This is a genomic window from Micromonospora sp. NPDC050495 (assembly GCF_040655175.1).
Lineage (GTDB): Bacteria > Actinomycetota > Actinomycetes > Mycobacteriales > Micromonosporaceae > Micromonospora.
The window spans coordinates 86200-106013 of the sequence record NZ_JBFAJK010000020.1 but is presented as its reverse complement, the minus strand read 5'-3'; the positions used below and the strand labels follow the sequence as shown (position 1 = coordinate 106013).

17 protein-coding genes are annotated in these 19814 nt (G+C 74.4%); 6 read left to right on the top strand and 11 right to left on the bottom strand.

Features of this window, described 5'->3' with window-relative positions:
- Window positions 1-127: 127 nt before the first annotated feature.
- From AB0I11_RS20440 to AB0I11_RS20410, 7 genes are all read right to left on the bottom strand, one after another.
- Window positions 128-1765 (bottom strand): family 16 glycoside hydrolase, encoded by a 1638-nt coding sequence (locus tag AB0I11_RS20440; RefSeq protein ID WP_357322483.1) that lies wholly within the window; start codon window positions 1763-1765, stop codon window positions 128-130.
- Between the two features lie 201 nt (window positions 1766-1966).
- On the bottom strand, window positions 1967-3316 hold the full coding sequence (locus AB0I11_RS20435; protein ID WP_357322480.1) for a pectate lyase: 1350 nt from the start codon (window positions 3314-3316) through the stop codon (window positions 1967-1969).
- Window positions 3317-3511: 195 nt separating this feature from the next.
- Window positions 3512-4690, bottom strand: coding sequence for a Gfo/Idh/MocA family oxidoreductase (locus AB0I11_RS20430; RefSeq protein WP_357322477.1), 1179 nt, complete (start codon window positions 4688-4690; stop codon window positions 3512-3514).
- Entirely contained in the window at window positions 4687-6177 is a 1491-nt protein-coding gene (locus AB0I11_RS20425) for a mannitol dehydrogenase family protein (RefSeq protein WP_357322474.1), read from the bottom strand. The genes AB0I11_RS20430 and AB0I11_RS20425 overlap by 4 nt, the downstream gene beginning before the upstream one ends.
- On the bottom strand, window positions 6168-7469 hold the full coding sequence (locus AB0I11_RS20420; protein ID WP_357322471.1) for an enolase C-terminal domain-like protein: 1302 nt from the start codon (window positions 7467-7469) through the stop codon (window positions 6168-6170). The genes AB0I11_RS20425 and AB0I11_RS20420 overlap by 10 nt, the downstream gene beginning before the upstream one ends.
- Window positions 7466-8896: a glucuronate isomerase gene (gene uxaC / locus AB0I11_RS20415; protein WP_357322468.1), complete on the bottom strand. Its 1431-nt coding sequence runs from the start codon at window positions 8894-8896 to the stop codon at window positions 7466-7468. The genes AB0I11_RS20420 and uxaC overlap by 4 nt, the downstream gene beginning before the upstream one ends.
- A gap of 17 nt (window positions 8897-8913) precedes the next feature.
- The gene (locus tag AB0I11_RS20410) at window positions 8914-10242 is read right to left on the bottom strand and encodes a Gfo/Idh/MocA family oxidoreductase (protein WP_357322466.1); all 1329 of its coding nucleotides are present in this window, start codon (window positions 10240-10242) and stop codon (window positions 8914-8916) included.
- Window positions 10243-10479: 237 nt separating this feature from the next.
- Between AB0I11_RS20410 and AB0I11_RS20405 the strand changes: the two genes are divergently transcribed.
- The 6 genes from AB0I11_RS20405 to AB0I11_RS20380 all read left to right on the top strand — a co-directional run bounded on the left by AB0I11_RS20405 (window position 10480) and on the right by AB0I11_RS20380 (window position 16479).
- Window positions 10480-11526 (top strand): LacI family DNA-binding transcriptional regulator, encoded by a 1047-nt coding sequence (locus AB0I11_RS20405; RefSeq protein WP_357322463.1) that lies wholly within the window; start codon window positions 10480-10482, stop codon window positions 11524-11526.
- A 97-nt stretch (window positions 11527-11623) separates the two neighbouring features.
- The gene (locus AB0I11_RS20400) at window positions 11624-12964 is read left to right on the top strand and encodes an extracellular solute-binding protein (protein ID WP_357322460.1); all 1341 of its coding nucleotides are present in this window, start codon (window positions 11624-11626) and stop codon (window positions 12962-12964) included.
- A 26-nt stretch (window positions 12965-12990) separates the two neighbouring features.
- Window positions 12991-13971: a sugar ABC transporter permease gene (locus tag AB0I11_RS20395; RefSeq protein WP_357322457.1), complete on the top strand. Its 981-nt coding sequence runs from the start codon at window positions 12991-12993 to the stop codon at window positions 13969-13971.
- Window positions 13968-14843, top strand: coding sequence for a carbohydrate ABC transporter permease (locus AB0I11_RS20390; protein WP_357322454.1), 876 nt, complete (start codon window positions 13968-13970; stop codon window positions 14841-14843). The genes AB0I11_RS20395 and AB0I11_RS20390 overlap by 4 nt, the downstream gene beginning before the upstream one ends.
- Window positions 14840-15544 carry a hypothetical protein gene (locus AB0I11_RS20385; protein ID WP_357322451.1) on the top strand — a complete coding sequence of 235 codons (705 nt, stop codon included), beginning with the start codon at window positions 14840-14842 and terminating at the stop codon, window positions 15542-15544. The genes AB0I11_RS20390 and AB0I11_RS20385 overlap by 4 nt, the downstream gene beginning before the upstream one ends.
- Window positions 15541-16479, top strand: coding sequence for a PmoA family protein (locus AB0I11_RS20380; RefSeq protein WP_357322448.1), 939 nt, complete (start codon window positions 15541-15543; stop codon window positions 16477-16479). Before AB0I11_RS20385 ends, AB0I11_RS20380 begins: the two co-directional genes overlap by 4 nt.
- A 56-nt stretch (window positions 16480-16535) precedes the next feature.
- Here the strand turns inward: AB0I11_RS20380 and AB0I11_RS20375 are convergent, their stop codons facing one another.
- The 4 genes from AB0I11_RS20375 to AB0I11_RS20360 all read right to left on the bottom strand — a co-directional run bounded on the left by AB0I11_RS20375 (window position 16536) and on the right by AB0I11_RS20360 (window position 19814).
- Window positions 16536-17543 carry a LacI family DNA-binding transcriptional regulator gene (locus AB0I11_RS20375; protein WP_357322445.1) on the bottom strand — a complete coding sequence of 336 codons (1008 nt, stop codon included), beginning with the start codon at window positions 17541-17543 and terminating at the stop codon, window positions 16536-16538.
- Window positions 17544-17628: 85 nt separating this feature from the next.
- Window positions 17629-18399, bottom strand: coding sequence for a hypothetical protein (locus AB0I11_RS20370; RefSeq protein ID WP_357322442.1), 771 nt, complete (start codon window positions 18397-18399; stop codon window positions 17629-17631).
- Between the two features lie 18 nt (window positions 18400-18417).
- The gene (locus AB0I11_RS20365; RefSeq protein ID WP_357322440.1) at window positions 18418-18894 is read right to left on the bottom strand and encodes a hypothetical protein; all 477 of its coding nucleotides are present in this window, start codon (window positions 18892-18894) and stop codon (window positions 18418-18420) included.
- Complete coding sequence (locus AB0I11_RS20360) at window positions 18891-19814, bottom strand: hypothetical protein (RefSeq protein ID WP_357322437.1); 924 nt, start codon at window positions 19812-19814, stop codon at window positions 18891-18893. Before AB0I11_RS20360 ends, AB0I11_RS20365 begins: the two co-directional genes overlap by 4 nt.

Below are 19814 nucleotides of genomic sequence, written 5' to 3'. Positions count from 1 at the left end.
CCTGTCGCCATTGCGGGCTATGTTCCGTAGGGGTCCCAGTGAGCGGCGTAGTGCAGCAGCGAGCGTGCCAGGTCGGGGTGGGCGGCGGCCCACCCCCCGACGGGACGCCGGCCCGGAGCCGGTACGGTCAGCCGCTGATCCGGCCGGTGCCGGCGCCGGCGGTGACCGTCGACTTCACCGTGCTGGCCGCGTCCAGGGTGTAGGCGTACGGGACGGCGGCCACGCTGCCGGCCGTCTGCGGGGTGCCCGAGTTGACGTACAGGTTGTTCCGCTCGACCAGGTTGCCGGCCGGCGAGGAGCCCTCGCCGACGTGCGTCGGGTCGGTCATGTTCTCGAAGTAGTTCCCCTCGACCAGCACGCCGGCGCCGCAGGTGGTGGCGATGCCGTAGCTGTAGGACGGGTTGGCGGTGGTCACGTAGTAGTTGTTGAACACGTGCACCGGGTTGCCGAAGCGGACCCGCGGGTTGCGCTGGAAGCAGTTGCTGAACGCGTTGTGGTGGTAGGTGACCTTCAGCTTGCCGGTGTCCTCGCCGGAGTTGCTGTCGCTGTGCCCGACCAGCGAGCACTTCACGTGGTCGTGCAGCCGGTTCCAGGAGACGGTGACGAAGTTGGACCCGTGGGTGATGTCGAGCAGGCCGTCGTAGTAGTCGGTGCCGCTGGTGGTGTCGCTGGACAGGTCGTTGTGATCGATCCAGACGTTGGTGGAGTTGTCCAGGTGGATGGCGTCGCCGTTGCCGACGCCGGCGCGTACCTTGGCGATCCTCAGGTTCCGGATGATGATGTTGCGCGCGTCCCGCAGGTTGAGGCCGCAGCCGGTCAGGCCGGCGCTCGACCCGACGCCGATGACCGTCTTGTTCGAGCCGACCCGGATCTCGGTGGAGCAGCTGAACGCGCCGTTGACCCGTACCGTGGTCGCGGTGTCGCCCGCCACCGCGTTGGCGAGCGCGCCCGCGTCGCTGACCGTGACGGTGCCGCCGCCGGCCCCGCCGGTGGTGCCGCCGTTCTGGGCGGCCCAGCCGACCAGCCCGGTGGTGGGCGCCGGGGTCGTCGGCGGCGCCGTGGTCGGCGGGGGCGTGGTGGGCGGCGGCGTGGTCGGCGCGGCGGTCGGTGACGAGGTGGTCGGCGGCGTGCTCGGGGTGCCGCCGGCGCCGTCCACCACGACGTCGTCGAAGACCGCGCTGGCGTACGCGGTGACCAGCACGATCCGCCCGGCCGAATAGGCCGGGTCGGTGCCGGCGCCGATCTGGGCGCCGTTCACGAAGCCCTTGATCGTGTTGCCGGTGGCCTCGATCCGCAGCGTGTACCAGGTGCCGGTGGTGACGGCCAGTGCGGTGGAGCCGAGCACGCTGAGCTGGCTGCCGTTGACCATCTGGAGTTCGGCCCGGCCCGCGTTGGTCAGCGCCAGCCGGTACATCTTGGTCGAGCTGGTGGAGCGGGAGGCCAGGCCGACCAGCCGGTTGCCGCCGTTGAACGACAGCGGCTTGACCCGGGCCTGCACCCGGTAGTCCGTCCAGCTGGTCTGGCCGGCGAAGGCGCGGGCCAGCTCGCTGGCGTTGTTGCCCTGGCGGTAGGCGGGGGAGCCGTCGGTGACCACCGACCAGTCCCCGCCGGACTTGGACCAGCCGTCGGCGTTGCCGTCGTCGAAGGTGTCGGTGAACAGGGTGGCCGCGGCGGCGTTGCCGGCCATGCCGAGGGTGAGCAGCACGGCGGTGAGGCCGGCGCCGGCCGTGGCCAGCAGACCTCGATGGTGGTGTCGGAGTCGCACGGTGCTTCCTCCTGTGCTGGTGGGCGCGAGGCCCGGGGACGTGGTGGGCGGGGTGGTGCCGTGGTGGTGCGGGCCGGACGCCGCGGGCTGGTCGGCGGCCGGCTCCGGCCGGTCCGGGACGGACGTGCCCGGGACCGGACGAGGGGAGGCGGGCGGCGGGTGCGGGCCGCGCTGGGGCGGGTGCGGTGCTGGCCGGGCCGCCTAGCGCGGCAGCCGGCCGGCGCCGGCGAAGGCGTCCACGACGAGCGGCACCAGCGGGGTGGGCAGCACCGGGGCGGCCCGCAGGGTGGGCGTCCAGCCGGCGTCGCCGCCGAGGTCCGGGTCGTGTGCCGCGTTGTACGCGCCGAGCAGGTCGACCGGGCGCGGCCGGTCGGCGCCCTGCCGCAGCCAGCTGCCCCGCTCGGTGAGCGCGGTGCCGCCCCAGTCGTGGATCAGGTCGGCCGGGGCGACGTCGCCGGCCAGGGTGAAGTAGTTGTTCTCCGCGTACATGGCGGACTGCACGCCGACGCCGAGGGCGTACTCGAAGCCGGGGCCGCCGAGGCGGTAGTGGTTCTCGTGCACGTCGACCTGGCCGAAGCGGACCCGGGGCAGCCGCTGGAGGTCGCCGTCGAAGAGGTTGTGGTGCACGGTGACCTTGAGCCGGCCGACGTCCGGGCCGACCGTGTTGGAGGAGCCGACCAGCATCAGCTTGTCCCGGCCGACGAACCGGTTCCAGCTGGCGGTGACCAGGCTGGCGGTGTGCGTGACGTCGAGCGACCCGTCGTGCACCTGGTAGGGGCGGCCGAAGTAGCGCGGCTGGGCGGCGTCCGGGTTGTCGCCGTCGGTGAAGGTGTTGTGGTCGACCCAGACGTGCTCGCTGCGCCGTACCGAGATCTGGTCGTACTGGGAGTTCCAGTTGCCGGCGTCGCCGTCGGTGGGGGACCAGGCCGGGAAGCAGTCGCGGGCGTCGGCGAAGGTCAGGTTGCGCACGATCACGTTGCTGACCTTGTCGATCATCAGGGTCAGCCCGGTGAGCCGGGCGCCGGGCAGCCCGACGAGGGTGGTGTTCGCGCCGACGTTGAGCTGGGTCTGCCGGGTCTGGTTGGCCACCGAGCGCACCCGTGCCGCCTCCAGCGGACCGTCCGGGTTCACCCGCCCCCACACCGCCGGGTCGTACGCGGCCAGGTAGCCGTCGAGTGAGTACGCCGGGTCGGCCAGGTCGGCGCAGTCCAGCAGGGCGCCGTCCGGGCCCTCGAAGCCGTCGATCGTGCCGGCCACGTACACGATCTTGGGGGTGGCGTCGGTGGAGTTGGTGGCGTTGTCGCCGCCGAGCGCGTCGACCAGCTCGGCGCGGGTGTGCGCCACCCGGATGCGGTCCGGGGCGGCGGCCGCGCCACCGGTGGTGCCGGCGCCCTCGGCGGCCCAGCCGTCGTTCGCCGGCAGCGCCTGGCGGCCCAGCTCCCAGGCGGGCCGGGGCAGCGGCCCGCCGGCCGGGGCGGCCGGCGCGGGTGCGGCGGTGGTCACCGCGAGCGCGGCGGCGAGCAACGCGACGCCCGCTGTTGTTCTACGCATGACTATTACCGTCCTGTCAGCTTTTGGTGGCCGATATCTGTGACGGTAAGGACATTCTTTTATAAGAGTCAATGCGTATTGTGTGCAGGTTTGTTGCAATAGCGGAATGCGGGGGGTATTGCCCCGGCCGGTACCGGCCGGGATAAGCGGGCATCTGTCCGGAACGCCCGGGACCCGGCCCTGCCGGGATGTGCACTACCGTTGCGGCGCCTCCTCGACCCGGTAGGGCGCGACCGCCCACGGCACCCCCGTCTCGGAGGGCAGCGCGCCGGTCTCCGCGACCTCGCGCAGCACCGCGTCGACCCCGCGGATCACCCGCTCCCGCCGTGGCCCGTCGCCCACCGTGCCGACCAGCGCGCCGCCGAGCAGGGTCGGCTCGGGCGCGGCGCGCAGCGCGTCCAGCACCCCGGTGAACGGCGCGGTACGCGCCAGCGGCGCGATCAGCGGCGTCCCGTCGGCCCGGTGGTCGAGCAGGTTCTCCAGCAGCCCGCGCCGGCCGGGCACCACGCGCGGCGCCGGCTCGCCGGGCAGCAGCAGCCGGTCGGTCGGGTATTCGAGCACGGCCCGGCCCCGGCCGCCGGTGACGATCACCTCGCCGGGCACGAAGTCCTCGCCGGACAGGGTGAGCGCGGCCAGCACCGGCGGCCCGCCCCGTGGCGTCACCCGCAGCACGGCGGTGTCGTCCACCTCGATGGGACGCACCCGGTACCGCTCCACCTCGATCCGGGCCGGCCGCACCGGCGCCCCGGTCACCGCCTCGGCCACCGCGAGGCACTGCATCACCGCGTGCGCGAGGGGATTGGCCAGCGCCCCGTCGAGCACCGGTCGGCCGTCGAGGGATCGCCGGCCGGCCCAGGGGGACCGCGCGTAGTAGCCGTCGGGGCGGCGCCAGGCGGCCACCGCGGCGATCCGGCTGACAGCGCCGAGCCGCCCGGCGGCCAGCGCCCCGGTCAGCTCGGCCAGCGCCGCCGAGCCGAGCGCCTGGAAGCCGACCTGCACCGCCCGCCCGCTGGCCGCCGCCGCGCCCGCCAGGGCACGGTGCTCGGCCAGGTCGAGCACCGGCGGCTTCTCCAGCAGCAGGTCCGCGCCGGCGGCCAGCACGTCGAGGGCGATCGGCAGGTGGGTGTGCGGCGGCGTGCAGACCACCACCACGTCCGGGCGTACGGCGGCGAGCATCGTCCGGTGGTCGGTGAAGGTGCGCGCCTGCGGCGGGACCGGGGCGGCCGGCTCCTCCTCCAGCGGCCGGACGTCGACCAGGCCGGCCAGGCACAGCCGGCCGGCGGCGTGCAGCGGGGCGATCGCCCGCCGGTGCCACCGCCCGTGCCCGTTCGCCCCGACCAGCGCCACCCGCGGCGGCCGCCCCCCGTCGGTCACGTCGCAGCTGCCAGGGTGGCCCGGACGCCGTGCCGTTCCAGCGCGGCCAGCCAGCCGGTCACGTCGGCGCGGACCTCGTCGTCGGCGGCCAGTTCGGCGGGGAAGACCTCGCGCAGGGCGAAGAGCGCGTCCACCACCCCGGCAGGGGTGTCCCGGCCGGCGGCCAGGGCGGCCCGGATCCGCTCGGCGAGCGGGTCGTCCAGCGGCAGCGGACGGCCGTCGTCGGCGTACCCGAGCAGGAAGCGCATCCACGCGGCGACCACGAGCGACGCCCACCGGGCCGAGCGGCCGGCGGCCCGCAGGTCGGTGATGGTGTGCAGCACCCGCTGCGGCAGCTTCTGCGAGCCGTCCATGGCGATCTGCAGGGTGCGGTGCCGCATCGCCGGGTTGGCGAAGCGGCCCAGCACCTCCTCGCCGTAGTCCGGCACCGAGACGCCCGGCGGTGGGGCGAAGCTGGGCGCGACGTCCTCAGCGACCAGCCGGCGCAGCACGGCGGTCAACCGCGGCAGCGCCAGCGTCTCGGCGACGGTCTCCGCGCCGGCCAGCGCGCCCAGGTAGGCGGCGGCCGAGTGCACCCCGTTCAAGGAGCGCAGCTTGAGCCGCTCCCACGGGCCGGCGTCGTCGGTGAGCACCGCCCCGGCCCGCTCCCAGGCGGGCCGCCCGCCCGGGAAGTCGTCCTCGATCACCCACTGGGAGTACGGCTCGGCGGCCACCGCCGCCAGGTCGCTCACCCCGAGCGCCCGCCGGGCGGTGTCCAACGTGTCCGCGGTGGTGGCCGGCACGATCCGGTCGACCATCGTGCCCGGGAAGCTGACCTGCTCGGCGACCCAGCAGGCCGCCGCGTCGGGCACCCGGGCCACCGCGAGCGCCTGGGTCACCAGGCCGCGCAGCCGGCGGCCGTTGGCGGGCAGGTTGTCGCAGCTGACCAGGGCGAGCGGGCCGGCGTCGGCGGCCGCCCGGGCGAGCAGCCCGCGCACCAGCAGCCCCGGCACGGTACGCGGCGGCCGGTCGGTGGTCAGGTCGGCCAGCAGGTCCGGATCGGCCTGCAGCGCCCCGGTGACCGGGTCGAGCTGGTACGCCTTCTCGGTGACGGTCAGCGTCACCATCCGGATCGCCGGGTCGGCGAGCAGGCGCACCACGGCGGCCGGGTCGCTCGCGGCGTGCCGTACCCCGGACAGCGCACCGACCACCCGGGTGGCCGCCCCCTCGGCGGAGAGCGTGGTGACGCTGAACAGGCCGTCCTGCGCGGCCAGCGCCTCGACCACCCCGGTGCTGCGCGGCGCGACCCCGATGATGCCCCAGTCCCCGCCGGCCGCGCCGACCGCCGCCTCGGTGTGCACGGCCTGGTGGGCGCGGTGGAACGCGCCCAGCCCCAGGTGCACGATGCCGGCCGGCACGGTGCCGGGGCGCAGCAGCGGGCGGCACTCGACGGGCAGCCGGCGCAGGGTGGCCAGGCCGAGCCGGTCGGCGCCGCCGGTCAGTGCCATGCCGGGCCGTCCGGGAAGCGGAACCGGGCGATCGACTCCGGCCGCATGGTGCTGCTGTAGCCGGGGGCGGTGGGCAGCAGGTAACGGCCGCCCCGGGTGCGGACCGGGTCGACGAAGTGCTCGTGCAGGTGGTCGACGTACTCGACCATCCGGCCGTCCAGCCTGGCGCCGACCCGCAGGTAGTCGAAGATCGCCAGGTGCTGGACGTACTCGCAGAGGCCGACGCCGCCGGCGTGCGGACAGACCGGCACCCCGAACTTCGCCGCCATCAGCAGCTCGGCGAGGACCTCGTCGACGCCGGCGACCCGGGCGGCGTCGACCTGCATGACGCCGATCGCCTCGGCCTGCAGCAGCTGCTTGAAGATCACCCGGTTGGCGGCGACCTCGCCGGTGGCGACCCGGCACCGGCCGCCGGTCAACTCGGTGACCGCCCGGGCGATCCGGGCGTGGCCCAGCACGTCGTCGGCGTGCGTGGGCTCCTCGATCCAGTACGGGTCGACCTCGGCCAGCGCGGTCATCGCGGTGATCGCCTCGTCGACGTCCCAGACCTGGTTGGCGTCCATCATGAGCAGTGCGTCCGGGCCGATCTCGGCCCGGATGATCCGGGCCCGGCGCAGGTCGTCCTCGGGCGGGCCGCCGACCTTCATCTTCACCGCCCGCCAGCCGTCGGCGTACGCGGCGCGGGTCAGCGACCGCACCTTGTCGTCCGGGTAGCCGAGCCAGCCGACCGACGTGGTGTACGAGGGGAAACCGTCGCGCTCCAGGACGGCGAGCCGGTCGGCCAGCCCGTCGCGCCCCTTGTCCAGGATGGCCGCGGCCTCGTCGGGGGTGAGCGCGTCGGTGATGTGGTGGAAGTCGACGGCGGCCACCAGGTCGTCGGTGGGCAGCTCGGCCAGGTACCGCCACAGCGGCTTGCCGGCCAGCTTGGCGCGCAGGTCCCAGACGGCGTTGACCACCGCCCCGGCGGCCAGGTGGATCACCCCCTTCTCCGGGCCCAGCCAGCGCAGCTGCACGTCGGCGGTGAGCGAACGGGTGAACGCCACCGGGTCGGCGGCGATCTCCTCGACGGTGCGCCCCCGGACGTGGTGCGCGAGCGCGTGCACGGCCGCGCAGGTGATCTCGTTGCCCCGGCCGTTGGTGAAGGTGAACCCGGCGCCGGTCGGACCGCCGTCGGTGGCCAGCTCGACGTAGCTGGCCGAGTAGTCGCCCCGGTTGATCGCGTCCGAGCCGTCGCCGCTGGCGGCGGTGGGGAACCGTACGTCGTGCACGGTGACGTCGGTGATGGTGGTCATGAGCTCTCCCCGAACTTGAAGACCCGCTTCGGTAGCCGGTACGCCAGGTCGACGATGGTCTCGGCGGCCTCGTCGAGGGGCAGCCGGTGCTCGGCGACCAGCCGGGCCAGGAAGCCGGCGTCGACCCGGCGGGCCACGTCGTGGCGGACCGGGATGGAACAGAACGCGCGGGTGTCGTCGACGAACCCGGCGGTGTTGTAGAACCCGGCGGTCTCGGTGACCGCCTCGCGGAATCGGCGCAGCACCTCCGGCGAGTCCAGGAACCACCAGGGCGCGCCGAGGTAGAGGGCGGCGTAGCCGCCGGCCAGCGGGGCGAGTTCCCGGGTGAAGGTGTCCTCGTCCAGGGTGTACAGCACCACCCGCAGCCGCGGCTCGTTGCCGTACGCGTCCAGCAGCGGGGCGAGGCCGTGCACGTACTCGGTGGCCTGCGGCACGTCGCCGCCCACGTCGCGGCCGTGCCGGGCGTACAGCCAGCGGTTGTGGTTGCGCACCGCGCCCGGGTGCAGCTGCATGACCAGCCCGTCGTCCAGCGACATCCGGGCGAACTCCAGCAGCATGTGCGCCCGGAACGCCTCGGCGTCGCCCGGGTCGGCCCGCCCGCGCCGGCCCCGGTCGTAGAGCGCGGCCGCCTCGGCCGGGTCGAGGGCGAGGGTACGGGCGGTCGGGTGCCCGTGGTCGGTGGAGGTGGCCCCGGCCGCGACGAACGCCGCCCGGCGCTGCCGCAGCGCCGCCAGGTAACCGGCGTACGTGCCGGTGTCCTCCCCGGAGACCTCGGCGAGCCGGTCCACGTTGGCCGACCAGTTGTCGAACTCCATGTCCACCACGTCGTCCGGGCGGAACGTGGTGACCACCCGCCCGCCCGGGCCGCCCCACCCGTCGGCGGCGAGCTTCGCGTGCTGGCCCAGGTCGTCCAGGGGCGACTCGGTGGTGGCGAGCACCTCGATGTGGAACCGGCTGAACAGCGCCCGGGGCCGGAACTCCGGCTCGGCCAGCCGGGCGGCCAGCGCGTCGTAGACGGTGTCGGCGGTGGCCGGGGAGAGCGGGGTGTGCACCCCGAACACGTCCCGGAAGGTCTGCTCCAGCCAGAGCCGGGACGGGGTGCCCCGGAACAGGTGCCAGTGCGCGGCGAAGCGCCGCCAGATGGTCCGCCCGTCGGTCTCCGCCGGGCTGCCGTCGACGCTGGGCACGCCGAGGTCGGCCGGGGGCACGCCCTGGCTGAGCAGCATCCGGGTGAGGTAGTGGTCGGGCACGATGAGCAGCCGGGCCGGGTCCGGGAACGGGCGGTCCTCGGCCAGCAGGGCGGGGTCGACGTGCCCGTGCGGGGAGATGATCGGCTGCTCGGCCGCCAGGGCGTACAGCTCGCGGGCGAGTGCGCGCTGGCCGGGTTCGGCGGGCAGGAGCAGGTCGCTGCGGGAGATGGTCGGCACGGGGGCGGGCTCCTCGATCAGGGCAGGGTGAGCAGGTCGGCGACCCGGACGGGCGCGCCGGTGTCCAGCGAGCGGTTGGCGGCCAGGCCGGTGAGCAGGGCCAGCGCCCCGTCGTACGCGGTGGCCGCCCGGCCCAGCGGGTCGGGCTCGCCGCCGAGGAGCACCCGGGTCATCCGGGCGTCCGCGCCGCCGTGGCCCTGCCGGGTCCAGCCGTCGACGGGCACGTCCACCGGCGGCGCCCAGAACGGGCGCAGGGTCAGCCGGGCCGCGCCGTGCTCGGCGGCGGCCTGGTCGCCGTGCAGCGCGGCGCCCTTGAGCGCCCCGGCGCCGGCCGGGCTGACGTGGTCGCTCTCGGTGACCTCCAGTTCGAGGCGGCCCCGGCTGCCGTTGACCATGACCCGGTAGCCCTCCCAGGGGGCGTACGCGGTCAGGTGGTAGGTCATGGTGGCCCCGGTGGAGTAGCGGGCCAGCACGGCCAGGTCGTCCTCGATGGTCACGCCGGGGGCGAAGACGTTGCGGTCGCGGTGGTAGCCGTCCTCGGCCTCGGCGTCCAGGTAGAGCTCGCGCAGCCGGGGGTGCTCGGCCAACCGCAGGGCGAACGGGTCGTCGGCGGCGGCGGGGGAGCCGTGCGCCCGGTCGTAGTCGCGGGCGTAGCCGTGCCGGCGGCCCGAGTCGCCGTAGAAGAACAGCCGCCCGGCCGCGTGCACCTCGACCGGCCGGGCGTCCAGCCACCAGTTCACCAGGTCGAAGTGGTGGCTGGCCTTGTGCACCAGCAGCCCGCCCGAGACCGCCTTGTCCCGGTGCCAGCGGCGGAAGTAGTCGGCGCCGTGCCGGACGTCGAGCAGCCACTCGAAGTGCACCGAGCCGATCTCGCCGACCGCGCCGTCGGCGAGCAGCCGGCGCACCTGCTCGTGCAACGGGTTGTAGCGGTAGTTGAAGGCGACGGTGACCCGCCGGCCGGTCTCCGCCACCGTGTCCAGGATCCGCCGGCACCGTGGCGCGTCGACGGTCATCGGCTTCTCGGTGATCACGTCGCAGCCGGCCCGCAGGGCGGCCACCACGTACTCGTCGTGGGTGACGTCGACGCTGGTCACCAGCACCACGTCGACCCGCTCCGCGGCGAGCATGGCGGCGAAGTCGGCGGCCGGGTACGTCGGCACCGGCGGGTGCCCGAGCGCCGCCAGCCAGCGGTTGTGCGCGTCCATCCGGGCCTGGTTGACGTCGGCGAGGGCGACCAGCTCGGCGGTGTCGGCGTGGTCGCGGGCGAGCGCGCGGACGAACATCTCGGCCCGCGCGCCGGCGCCGACCAGGGCGTGACGGACCCGGTCCCGGGCGGGTGGTGACACGGTCGGCCTCCCCGGAGTGCTGCAAAGGTTTGCAGCGAAGTAACCACGCCGACGAATACAACGTCAACGGCCAGCGGCAAAGCCGTTACCTTTGCCCGCATTTGGGCCGGCACCGCGCCGGGCGGCCAGCCTCACCGCAATCGAGCCGTAACAATGGAGCGTTGACATGGGCGCAACCGTTTGCATTAATTGGCGCACTCACGTGACCGCCACCACATCGGACGAGGGGAGCCCGCCGTGCCAGCCACCATCCGGGACGTCGCGCGCGCCTCGGGCGTGCACATCTCCACGGTCTCCCGCACCTTCTCGGCCCCGCACCTGGTCAACCCGGAGACCCGGGTCCGGGTGCTGGCCTGCGCGGAGGACCTGGGCTACCGGCCCAACCGGGCCGCGCGGGCGCTGATCACCGGCCGGACCCACAACATCGGCCTGATCGTCGCCGACATCGCCAACCCGTTCTTCCCGCCGCTGATCAAGGCGGCCGAGGGGCAGGCCCGGCACCGCGACTACCACGTCTTCGTGGCCGACACCAACGAGGACCCGGTCGCCGAGGAGGAACTGGTCCACGCCCTGGCCAAGCAGGTCGACGGGGTGCTGCTGTGCAGCCCCCGGATGAGCAACAGCCTGATCGAGCAGGTCAGCCGGGAGGTCCCGGTGGTGGTGATAAACCGCCAGGTCACCGGCCTGCCGTGCGTGATGATGGACGTCGGTCAGGGCGCCCGGCTCGCGGTCGAGCACCTGCTCGGCCTCGGGCACCGCCGGATCGCGCTGCTGGGCGGTCCGCGCGGCTCGTGGACCAACCGCGAGATGCGCCGGGTGGCCGGCGCGGCGGCCCGGGCCGGCGGCGCCGACCTGACCGTCCTGGGCCCCAACCCGCCCACCGAGACCGGCGGTGGCGCCGCCGCCGAACAGGTTCGCCGCAGTGGCGTCACGGCCGTGCTCGCCTACAACGACCTCCAGGCGATCGGCCTGATCGAAGGGCTCGACGCGCTGGGGCTGCGGGTCCCGGCCGACGTCAGCGTCGTCGGCGTCGACGACATCGCGCTGAGCCGGCTGACCCGCCCCAAGTTGACGACGGTGGCCACGCCGACCGCGGCCGCCGGCCGGACGGCCGTCGACATGCTGCTGCAACACGACTCCGAGGGGCCACGCGGCGCCCGGGGCCGGAGCGCCGCGGCCGGCGACCGTCGCACCACCGCACAGGTAATGCTCCAGACCGAACTGGTCGTCCGCGACTCGACCGGACCCGTCCCACCGTCCGGTCGGGACGCCCCCGGCGCCTGACGTGGAGGCCCGGGCCCGCATCGCCGTGCGGACCCGGGCGGCCCGCGGCCAGCCGTCGGTGACGTCGTCGCCTTCCACAGCCGAGGAGTGAGCGCAGATGCACCCCGCAACGTCCCCCACCGCCGGCGCACCCGCCGGGCGGCATCACCGTACCCCGCTGACCCGACGTCGATTCGTCCGCGGCCTGGCCGCCGTGGCGCTGGCCGCGCCCCTCGCGCTGGGCGCCGCGGCCTGCGGCGACGACGGCGCCGGCGACGACGGTCAGGTCAAGCTCTCCATCTTCTGGTGGGGCGGCGACGCCCGGGCCAAGCTCACCGAGGACGCCCTGGCCCTCTACACCAAGAAGCACCCGAACGTGACCTTCGAGAAGACCTGGCAGGCCAACCAGGGCTACTTCGACAAGCTCGCCACGCTGACCGCCGGCGGCAACCCGCCCGACCTGTTCCAGATCGACGACAACTACCTGGCCGAGTACGCCGGCCGCAGCACCACCCTCGACCTGGGCAGCTACCGCGACTCGGGCAAGCTCGACGTGACGAAGTTCCCCAAGAGCCTGCTGGACTACGGGGTGGTCGACGGCAAGCTCGCCGGGGTGGCCGCCGGGGAGAACACCCAGGGCCTGGTCTACAACAAGACCCTGCTGGTCAAGAACGGGCTGCCGGAGCCGACCACCGGGATGAGCTGGGAGGAGCACATCGCCTGGGCCGAGCAGGTGGCGAAGAAGACGAAGGTGCCCGGCACCCAGGACCCGAGCGCCGACTACAAGGCGCTCTGGGTCTGGCTGCGCCAGCAGGGCAAGGACCTGTACCAGGGCAACGAACTCGGCTTCACCGTCGAGGACGTGACGAAGTGGTTCGAGCTGTGGAAGGGCGCCCGCGACCGGGGCGCCACCCCGACCGCGGACGTCATCCACCAGGGCAACGCCACCGACATCACCAAGCAGCTCGTGGTCACCGGGAAGGCGGCTACCTCCTGGGTCTGGGCCAACCAGATGCCGGACCTGAAGAAGAACACCAAGGACGAGCTGGGCGTGGTGGCGTACCCGGGCGACCCGAGCGCCCAGTGGGCCCGGGCGTCGATGTACTGGTCGGTGTTCAAGAGCAGCAAGCACCGGGACGTCGCGGTCGACGTGATCAACTTCATGGTCAACGACCCCGAGGCGGTGGCGCTGCTCGGCACCGACCGCGGCCTGCCGTCCAACCTGGACCTGCGCACCAAGGTCAGCGAGACCGCCACCGACCCGGCCATGAAGCAGTCCATCCAGGTCGAGTCCGACCTGGCGCAGAAGTTCGGCACCTCCCCACAGGTCCCGATCAAGGGGCACAGCAAGGTCAAGGCCGAGCTGACCAAGGCCGCGGAGAACGCCCAGTACGGCCGGGCCACCCCGGCCGAGGCCGCCGAGCAGTTCATGGCGGCCTGCAAGTCCGCGATCGCCTGACCCGGCCGACGGAAAGGAGCGGCCCCGTGGCCCTCACCACGGCGCCCGACCGGACCCGACGCACCGGTCCGGCCGGCACCCACCCCAGGCGGGGCGGGGCCGGCCGGGCCCGGTACGGCGAAGGACTGGCCGGGTACGTCTTCCTCTCGCCCTGGCTCATCGGACTGATGGGCATCACGGCGATCCCCATGCTGCTGTCGCTGTGGCTCAGCTTCACCGACTACGACATCCTCACCCCGCTGTCCGAGGTGCGCTGGGTCGGACTGGCCAACTACGAGCGGATGTTCACCGGGGACCCGTCGTACTGGCACGCGGTGCGGGTGACGCTGACCTTCGCCCTGGTGGCGGTGCCGCTGAAGCTGGCCGCCGCGCTCGGCGTGGCGCTGCTGCTCAACCGCACCTGGCGCGGCGTCGGGCTGTTCCGCAGCCTGTTCTACCTGCCGTCGCTGCTCGGCGGCAGCGTGGCCCTGGCCATCGTCTGGGTCAACATGTTCAACCGGGACGGCGCGTTCAACTCCTTCCTGGCCCTCTTCGGCGTCGAGGGCCTGCCCTGGGTCAGCGACCCGGACTGGGCCCTGGAGACGCTGATGGTGCTGGCGATCTGGCAGTTCGGCGCGCCCATGGTGATCTTCCTGGCCGGGTTGAAGCAGGTGCCCACCGAGCTGTACGAGGCGGCCGCCGTCGACGGCGCCGGCGCCTGGCGGCAGTTCCGGGCGGTCACCCTGCCGATGCTCTCCCCGGTCATCTTCTTCAACCTGGTGCTGGAGACCATCCACGGCTTCCAGGGCTTCACCGCCGCCTTCGTGCTCAGCAACGGCACGGGCGGCCCGGTCGACTCCACCCTGATGTACACGCTGAAGCTCTACATCTCCGGCTTCACCGACCTGGAGATGGGCTACGCCTCGGCGATGGCCTGGGTGTTCCTGCTGGCCATCGCGGCCATCACGGCGGTCTTCTTCAGCACCGGCCGGTTCTGGGTGCACTACTCCGACGGGGAGGACTCATGACCGCCCTCGCCCCGGCCCGCCCCCGCCGCCGGCCCGGCGGCACCCGGCCGGCCGTTCGGCTGCTGATCCTGATCGCGATCGTCGCGGTGGTGCTCTACCCGCTGGTGTGGATGCTCGGCACCTCGGTCAAGTCGCAGGCCGAGATCGTCAACAACGTCGGGCTGCTGCCCGAGCGGTTCAGCCCCGGCAACTACCACGCCGGCTGGACCAACTTCGACGTCAGCTTCGGCCGGTTCTTCCTCAACAGCGCGATGGTCAGCCTCTTCACCGTGTTCGGCAACGCGGCCTCCTGCCTGCTGGCCGCGTACGCCCTGGGACGGCTGCGGTTCCGGCTGCGCCGGGTCTGGTTCACCGTCATGGTCGGCACCCTGCTGCTGCCCGGGCACGTGCTGATCGTGCCGCAGTACATCCTGTTCCGCAGCCTCGGCCTGGTCGGCGGGGACTGGCCGTACCTGCCGCTGCTGATCCCGCACTTCCTGGCCACCGAGGCGTTCTTCGTCTTCCTCATGGTCCAGTTCATGCGCGGCATTCCGCGCGAGCTGGACGAGGCCGCCAAGATCGACGGTGCCTCGCCGTTCGGCGTGTTCCGGCACGTCATCCTGCCGCTGAGCCGCCCGGCGCTGGTCACCACCGCGATCTTCTCGTTCATCTGGACCTGGAACGACTTCTTCCGCCAACTGGTCTACCTGTCCACCCTGGAGGACTACACCGTCCCGGTGGCGCTGACCCTGTTCATCGACTCCACCAGCCAGAGCGCGGTCGGGCCGATGTTCGCCATGTCGGTGCTGTCCCTGCTGCCGGTCTTCCTGTTCTTCCTGGCCTTCCAGCGGATGCTGGTCGAGGGCATCAACACCAGCGGGCTCAAGGGATGAGCGGGCCCACCGGCCGGCTCGCCGCCGCGCCACCCGACCCGGCCGGCGAGCACGCCGAGCGGCCCCGCCGGGACTGGCGGGACACCCTGCGCGAGGCCACCGACCTGGCGCTGCTCGGCTTCGCGGTGGCCCTGGCCGGCCTGCCGCTGCTCACCCTCGCCCCGGCCGTCGCCACCGCCAGCGCCGCGCTGCACGACCGCGACCGCACCGGGAGCTGGCCCGACGCGCGGAGCACCCTCACCCGGTTCGGCCGCGCGCTCCCGGCCGGGCTGGCGGCCAGCGCCGCCGGGCTCGCCGTGGCCGGCGCGCTCGGCGCCGACCTGCTCGCCCTCGCCGCCGGCCGGGTGCCCGGCGGTGGGCCCGCCACGGCCCTCACCGCCGTGGTCACCGCCGCCCTCCTCGGGTACGCGGGCCTGGTCGTCGTCGCCGTCGGGCGCACCGGCGGCCGCGGCTGGCGGGCCGCCGCCCGGGCGGTCGCGCGGGCCTGCCCGCAGCGGCCCGGCACCTGGGCCGCCGCCAGCGGGGTGTGCTGCCTGGCCGGGCTGCTCGCCGTGCTGGTCACCCCGGTGGCGGTGCCGATCCTCGGCGGGTACGCGCTGGCCGCCCTGCACGTGGTGGCCGCCCGCCGGCCGCTGGCCGGCCCGGAGCCCGCGGCCCGCACCGCCGCCGGCCCCCCGATGCCCGGCCCGGAGCCACGGTGACAGCCGACCGTCCCGACCCCGCCGCCGGCGATGCCGACCGTCCCGGCCCTGGCGCCGGCGAGGCCGACCGTCCCGGTGCCGTCGCCGGCGAGGCCGACGCCCGGCTGGTCGTGGCCGGCGTCGAGGTGGCCCGGTACGTCGTCCGGCCCGACCTCGCGCCCGAGCACGGGCCGCGGCCCTACCTGCACCCGGTGCGTACCCGCGCCGGCACCCTGGTCACCGACGCGCTCCCCGCCGACCATGTCTGGCACCTCGGCGCTTCCCTCGCCGTGCAGGACGTCGACGGGGTCAACCTCTGGGGCGGGCGCACCTACGTGCGCGGCACCGGCTACACCTGGCGGGACGACCACGGCGTCATCGCGCACAGCGGCTGGCGGGAGCGGGCCGCCGACCGGCTGACGCACGACCTCGACTGGCGCGACCGCACCGGCCGCACGCTGCTGCGCGAGCGGCGCCGGCTCACCGCCGCCCCGGCCGGCGCCGACGCCTGGTGGCTGGACGTGTCCAGCACGCTCACCGCCGCCACCGGCCGCGACGTGCACCTGGGCAGCCCGGCCACCAACGGCCGCCCCGGCGGGGCCGGCTACGGCGGCTTCTTCTGGCGGGCGGTCACCGCCGACGAGGCCCGGGTGTTCACCGCCGACGCCACCGGGGAGGAGGCGGTCAACGGCTCGGCCGCGCCCTGGCTGGCGCTCACCGGCACCGGGCCGGGCGGCGGGGCGTACACCCTGGTCTTCACCGGCCTGGGGCCCGGCGACCGGTGGTTCGTGCGGACCGCCATGTACCCGGGCGTCTGCGCCGCGTACGCCTTCGACCGGCCCGCCGTGGTCCGTGCCGGCACCCCCCGGCGCGGCCGGCACCGGGTGCTGGTCGCCGACGGCCACCTGGACCGGGCGGCCGTCGCGGCCCGGCTCGCCGACCCGGCCCGGGACTGACCGTCGGGGTCGCCGGGCCGGCGCCGGCGGCGCGCCGGCGAGGCTGTCCCGGCGGGTCAGGTCGGCGGGGGACCGAGGCTGTCCCGGCGGACCAGTTCGGCGGGGAGGGTCTCCACCCGGTCGCGGCCGTCGGCCGCCTCGAGGGCCAGGGTCATCGCCCGCGCGCCCAGCTCGGCCAGCGGCAGCCGGACCGTGGTCAGTGCGGGGGTCACGTCGGCGGCGACCGGCATGTCGTCGAAGCCGACCACGGAGACCTCCGCCGGCACCCGCACCCCGCGCCCGCGCAGCACCCCCAGGGCGCCCACCGCCATCGAGTCGTTCAGCGCCACCACCGCCGTCAACCCCGGTACGGCGTCCAGCAACTCGGCCATGGCCCGCGCCCCGCCGTCGCGGGTGAAGTCCGCGTACCGGATGTGCTCCGCCGGCAGCGGCTCGGCCAGTCCCTCGTGGAGGCCGGCCAGCCGGTCGGTGGTGGTGGTGAGCGTCGCCGGGCCGGCGATCACGGCGATCGCCCGGTGGCCGAGCCGGCGCAGCTCGCCGCCGATCAGCCGGGCGCCCTCGGCGTTGGCCGGCAGCACGGCGTCGCCCCGGTGCTGGTGCCGGCCCACCACGGCCACCCGCCCGCCGGCCGCCGCGTACGCGCCCAGCCGCTCGTCGAGCACGGCGTTGACGGCCGGGTCGTGGTAGCCGGAGCCGGCCAGCACGATCGCGGCCACCTGCTGGGCGCGGAGCATGTCGACGTACTCGACCTCCCGCTCCGGGTCCCGGTAGCTGTTGCAGATGATGACGAGCCGCCCCCGCTCGGTGGCGACCCGTTGCAGCCCCCGGGTCAGCTCGGCGAAGTACGGGTCGGAGACGTCGTGCACCACCACGCCGACCACGCTGCGCTGCGGCCGGGCCAGCAGTTGGGCGTGCGCGTTCGGCACGTACCGCAGCTCGGCGACGGCCCGCAGCACCCGCTCGCGCAGCTCGTCCGCGACCGGTTTGCTGCTGCCGCTGATGACCCGCGAAGCGGTCGCGGGGGAGACGCCCGCCCGGCGGGCGACGTCGGCCAGCGTCGCCATGCCACCCCCCCTTGCTCACCCGTGGCGAGAGGCTACCGCAGCAGCGGGGGGAAAGCCGTTGCCTGATCGGCCGGCCCGAGCCGCCTCACCGGGTCGAGGCGGTCGGCCGGGAGGTGGTCGCCGTCGTGCGGACGGCCTTCACGATGGCCGGGATGGAACCGATCAGCAGCACCAGCGCCCAGACGATCGCGACCACCGCGAAGACCAGCGCGCCGAGGTCGTCGGTGATGCTGACCAGGATCCCCGGCACCAGCCGGTGCAGGAACTCCAGCACCACCGTGCAGAGCAATGTGGTCAGCGCCAGCAGCACCAGGCCCTTGTTCTGCAGGAAACGCGGCTGGGCGAGCAGCAGCAGGCCGGCCCAGACCAGCTTGAGCAGCAGCACCAGGCCGAGCAGGGCGGCCGCCTCGCCGACCGGGAAGAACCCCCACACCGCCAGGTACGCCAGGGTGCCGAACGGCGCCGCCAGGAACAGCGAGACCATCACAGTCAGTTCGACGAACGCCACGATCAGCAGGACGAAGGAGACGATCAGCAGCACGATCGAGAACACCAGGGTGGCCACCCCCTGCACCCGGCCCTGGATCCGCTCCGGCAGCACCAGGCTCAGACAGAACAGCCCGGTGGTCCAGAGCGCCACCACGTCGATGAGGGCCAGGTAACCGGTGCCCCGACCGGACGGCTCGGTGACCCCGCCGACGTCGCCGAGTTCCACGTCGAGGCGGCCGGCGCTCTCCCGCAGCGCGGCGCCGGCGTCCCCGCCGCCGGTGAGCAGCGCCGCGCCCAGTTCCAGCCCCACCACCAGGGCGACCGCGAGCAGCGCCAGCAGCAGGAACGGTTTGCGCAGCTCACCCATGACGTACCTCCCCGCCGGTCAGGACCGGGCAACGGTGACCGTGCATCCGCCACCTCCCGGGCAGCCCAGGACCACCTCGGTGGCCTTGTCGACGGCCACCTTCGCCACCGCCGTACCGTCGTCGCCCGGCGTCACCTCGTCGCGCACGGTGACGTCCGCGTCCCCCGGCGCCGGGGCGCTCACCACGAACCGCGCCCCGCTGCGCAGCACCAGCGTGTGCAGCCCGCCGGGGTCGGCGACCCGCAGCACGCAGCCGGTGGTGAAGCCGACGGCGGTGCCCTTTGCGGTCGCGGTGGGCGCCGGCGCGGGCGGCGCGCAGTCCACCGTGACCGTGGCCGGGTCGACCGCGCTCCGGTCGCCGCCGAGCCGGCCCAGCCAGCCGGGCCGGGCGGCCGGATCGCCCCGGTCGTGCCGGCCGCCGCCGACCGCCACCAGGTACAGCACCACCAGCAGCGCCGCGAGGGCGGCGAGCAGCAGCTTCTGCCGGCCGCTCACGGGGCCAGCAGTTGGGTGAAGCGGATCTGGTCGATGCCGGCGAAGTACCGGTCGGTGCCCTGCGTCTTGCTCACCACGACCAGGGTGAGCGTGTGCGGGCCCTCGGCCAGCCGGACCGTGCCCACGTCGACGAAGTCGGTCTTCACCACCGTCGCGGTGAAGCCGAGGAAGGTGTCGCCGACCTGCCGGCCGTCCACCAGGAAGATGGTGTTGGCGTAGTCGAACGACGTGGTGCGCGACGCCGACAGCCGCCAGGTCCCCGCGGCGGGCAGGTCGACCGGGACCGTCACCCGGTCGCCGACCGAGCGGCCCTGGAAGAACAGCTGGGCGTTTCCGGACCAGGTCACCTGGCAGCAGTTCGGCTGCGCCACCACGGTCGCCGCGACCGTGCCGCGGGACTGGACGGTGGCCTCGCCCACCAGGCTCTCCGCCTCCAGGGTCAGCTCCCGGGCCTGCGCGGGCGGCGGCGCGTCGCCCCCGTCGCGGGTCACCAGGAAGCCCACCACCCCGGCCACCACCAGCACCAGCGCGGCCGCGGCCGCGATCCACGGCCACGGCGTACGCCGGGGCGGCGCGGCCGCCCGCACGTCGTAGGTCACCCGGCCGCTGGACCGGGAGCTCTCCTCGGGTGCGGTGTTCGCCGAGTACGCGAAGCCGGTCATGTCGTAGCGCCGGGGCGGGGTGCCGGCCGGCACGGCGAGCCGGACCAGGAAGGACACCGAACCCTGCCCGGGCACCACCCGTTGCGGCTCGGCCACCGTGAACCAGGCGCGTTGGCTGCCCTCGCCGGGCGCGACGTCGAAGACCACGGTGTCCGGCGCCACCCCCGGGTTGGAGACGGTGAAGGTCAGCTCCCCGTTGTTGCGGGCGTCGAGGGTGAACTGCTCGGCGGCGGCGACGACCGCCCACTCGGTGGTCAT

Excerpts from the sequence above, each read along its gene's own strand:
- AB0I11_RS20435 (WP_357322480.1), bottom strand. The coding sequence starts at position 3,316 with ATGCGTAGAACAACAGCGGGCGTCGCGTTGCTCGCCGCCGCGCTCGCG.
- AB0I11_RS20425 (WP_357322474.1), bottom strand. The coding sequence starts at position 6,177 with ATGGCACTGACCGGCGGCGCCGACCGGCTCGGCCTGGCCACCCTGCGC.
- AB0I11_RS20420 (WP_357322471.1), bottom strand. The coding sequence starts at position 7,469 with ATGACCACCATCACCGACGTCACCGTGCACGACGTACGGTTCCCCACC.
- AB0I11_RS20400 (WP_357322460.1), top strand. The coding sequence starts at position 11,624 with ATGCACCCCGCAACGTCCCCCACCGCCGGCGCACCCGCCGGGCGGCAT.
- AB0I11_RS20390 (WP_357322454.1), top strand. The coding sequence starts at position 13,968 with ATGACCGCCCTCGCCCCGGCCCGCCCCCGCCGCCGGCCCGGCGGCACC.
- AB0I11_RS20385 (WP_357322451.1), top strand. The coding sequence starts at position 14,840 with ATGAGCGGGCCCACCGGCCGGCTCGCCGCCGCGCCACCCGACCCGGCC.
- AB0I11_RS20375 (WP_357322445.1), bottom strand. The coding sequence starts at position 17,543 with ATGGCGACGCTGGCCGACGTCGCCCGCCGGGCGGGCGTCTCCCCCGCG.
- AB0I11_RS20370 (WP_357322442.1), bottom strand. The coding sequence starts at position 18,399 with ATGGGTGAGCTGCGCAAACCGTTCCTGCTGCTGGCGCTGCTCGCGGTC.
- AB0I11_RS20360 (WP_357322437.1), bottom strand. The coding sequence starts at position 19,814 with ATGACCACCGAGTGGGCGGTCGTCGCCGCCGCCGAGCAGTTCACCCTC.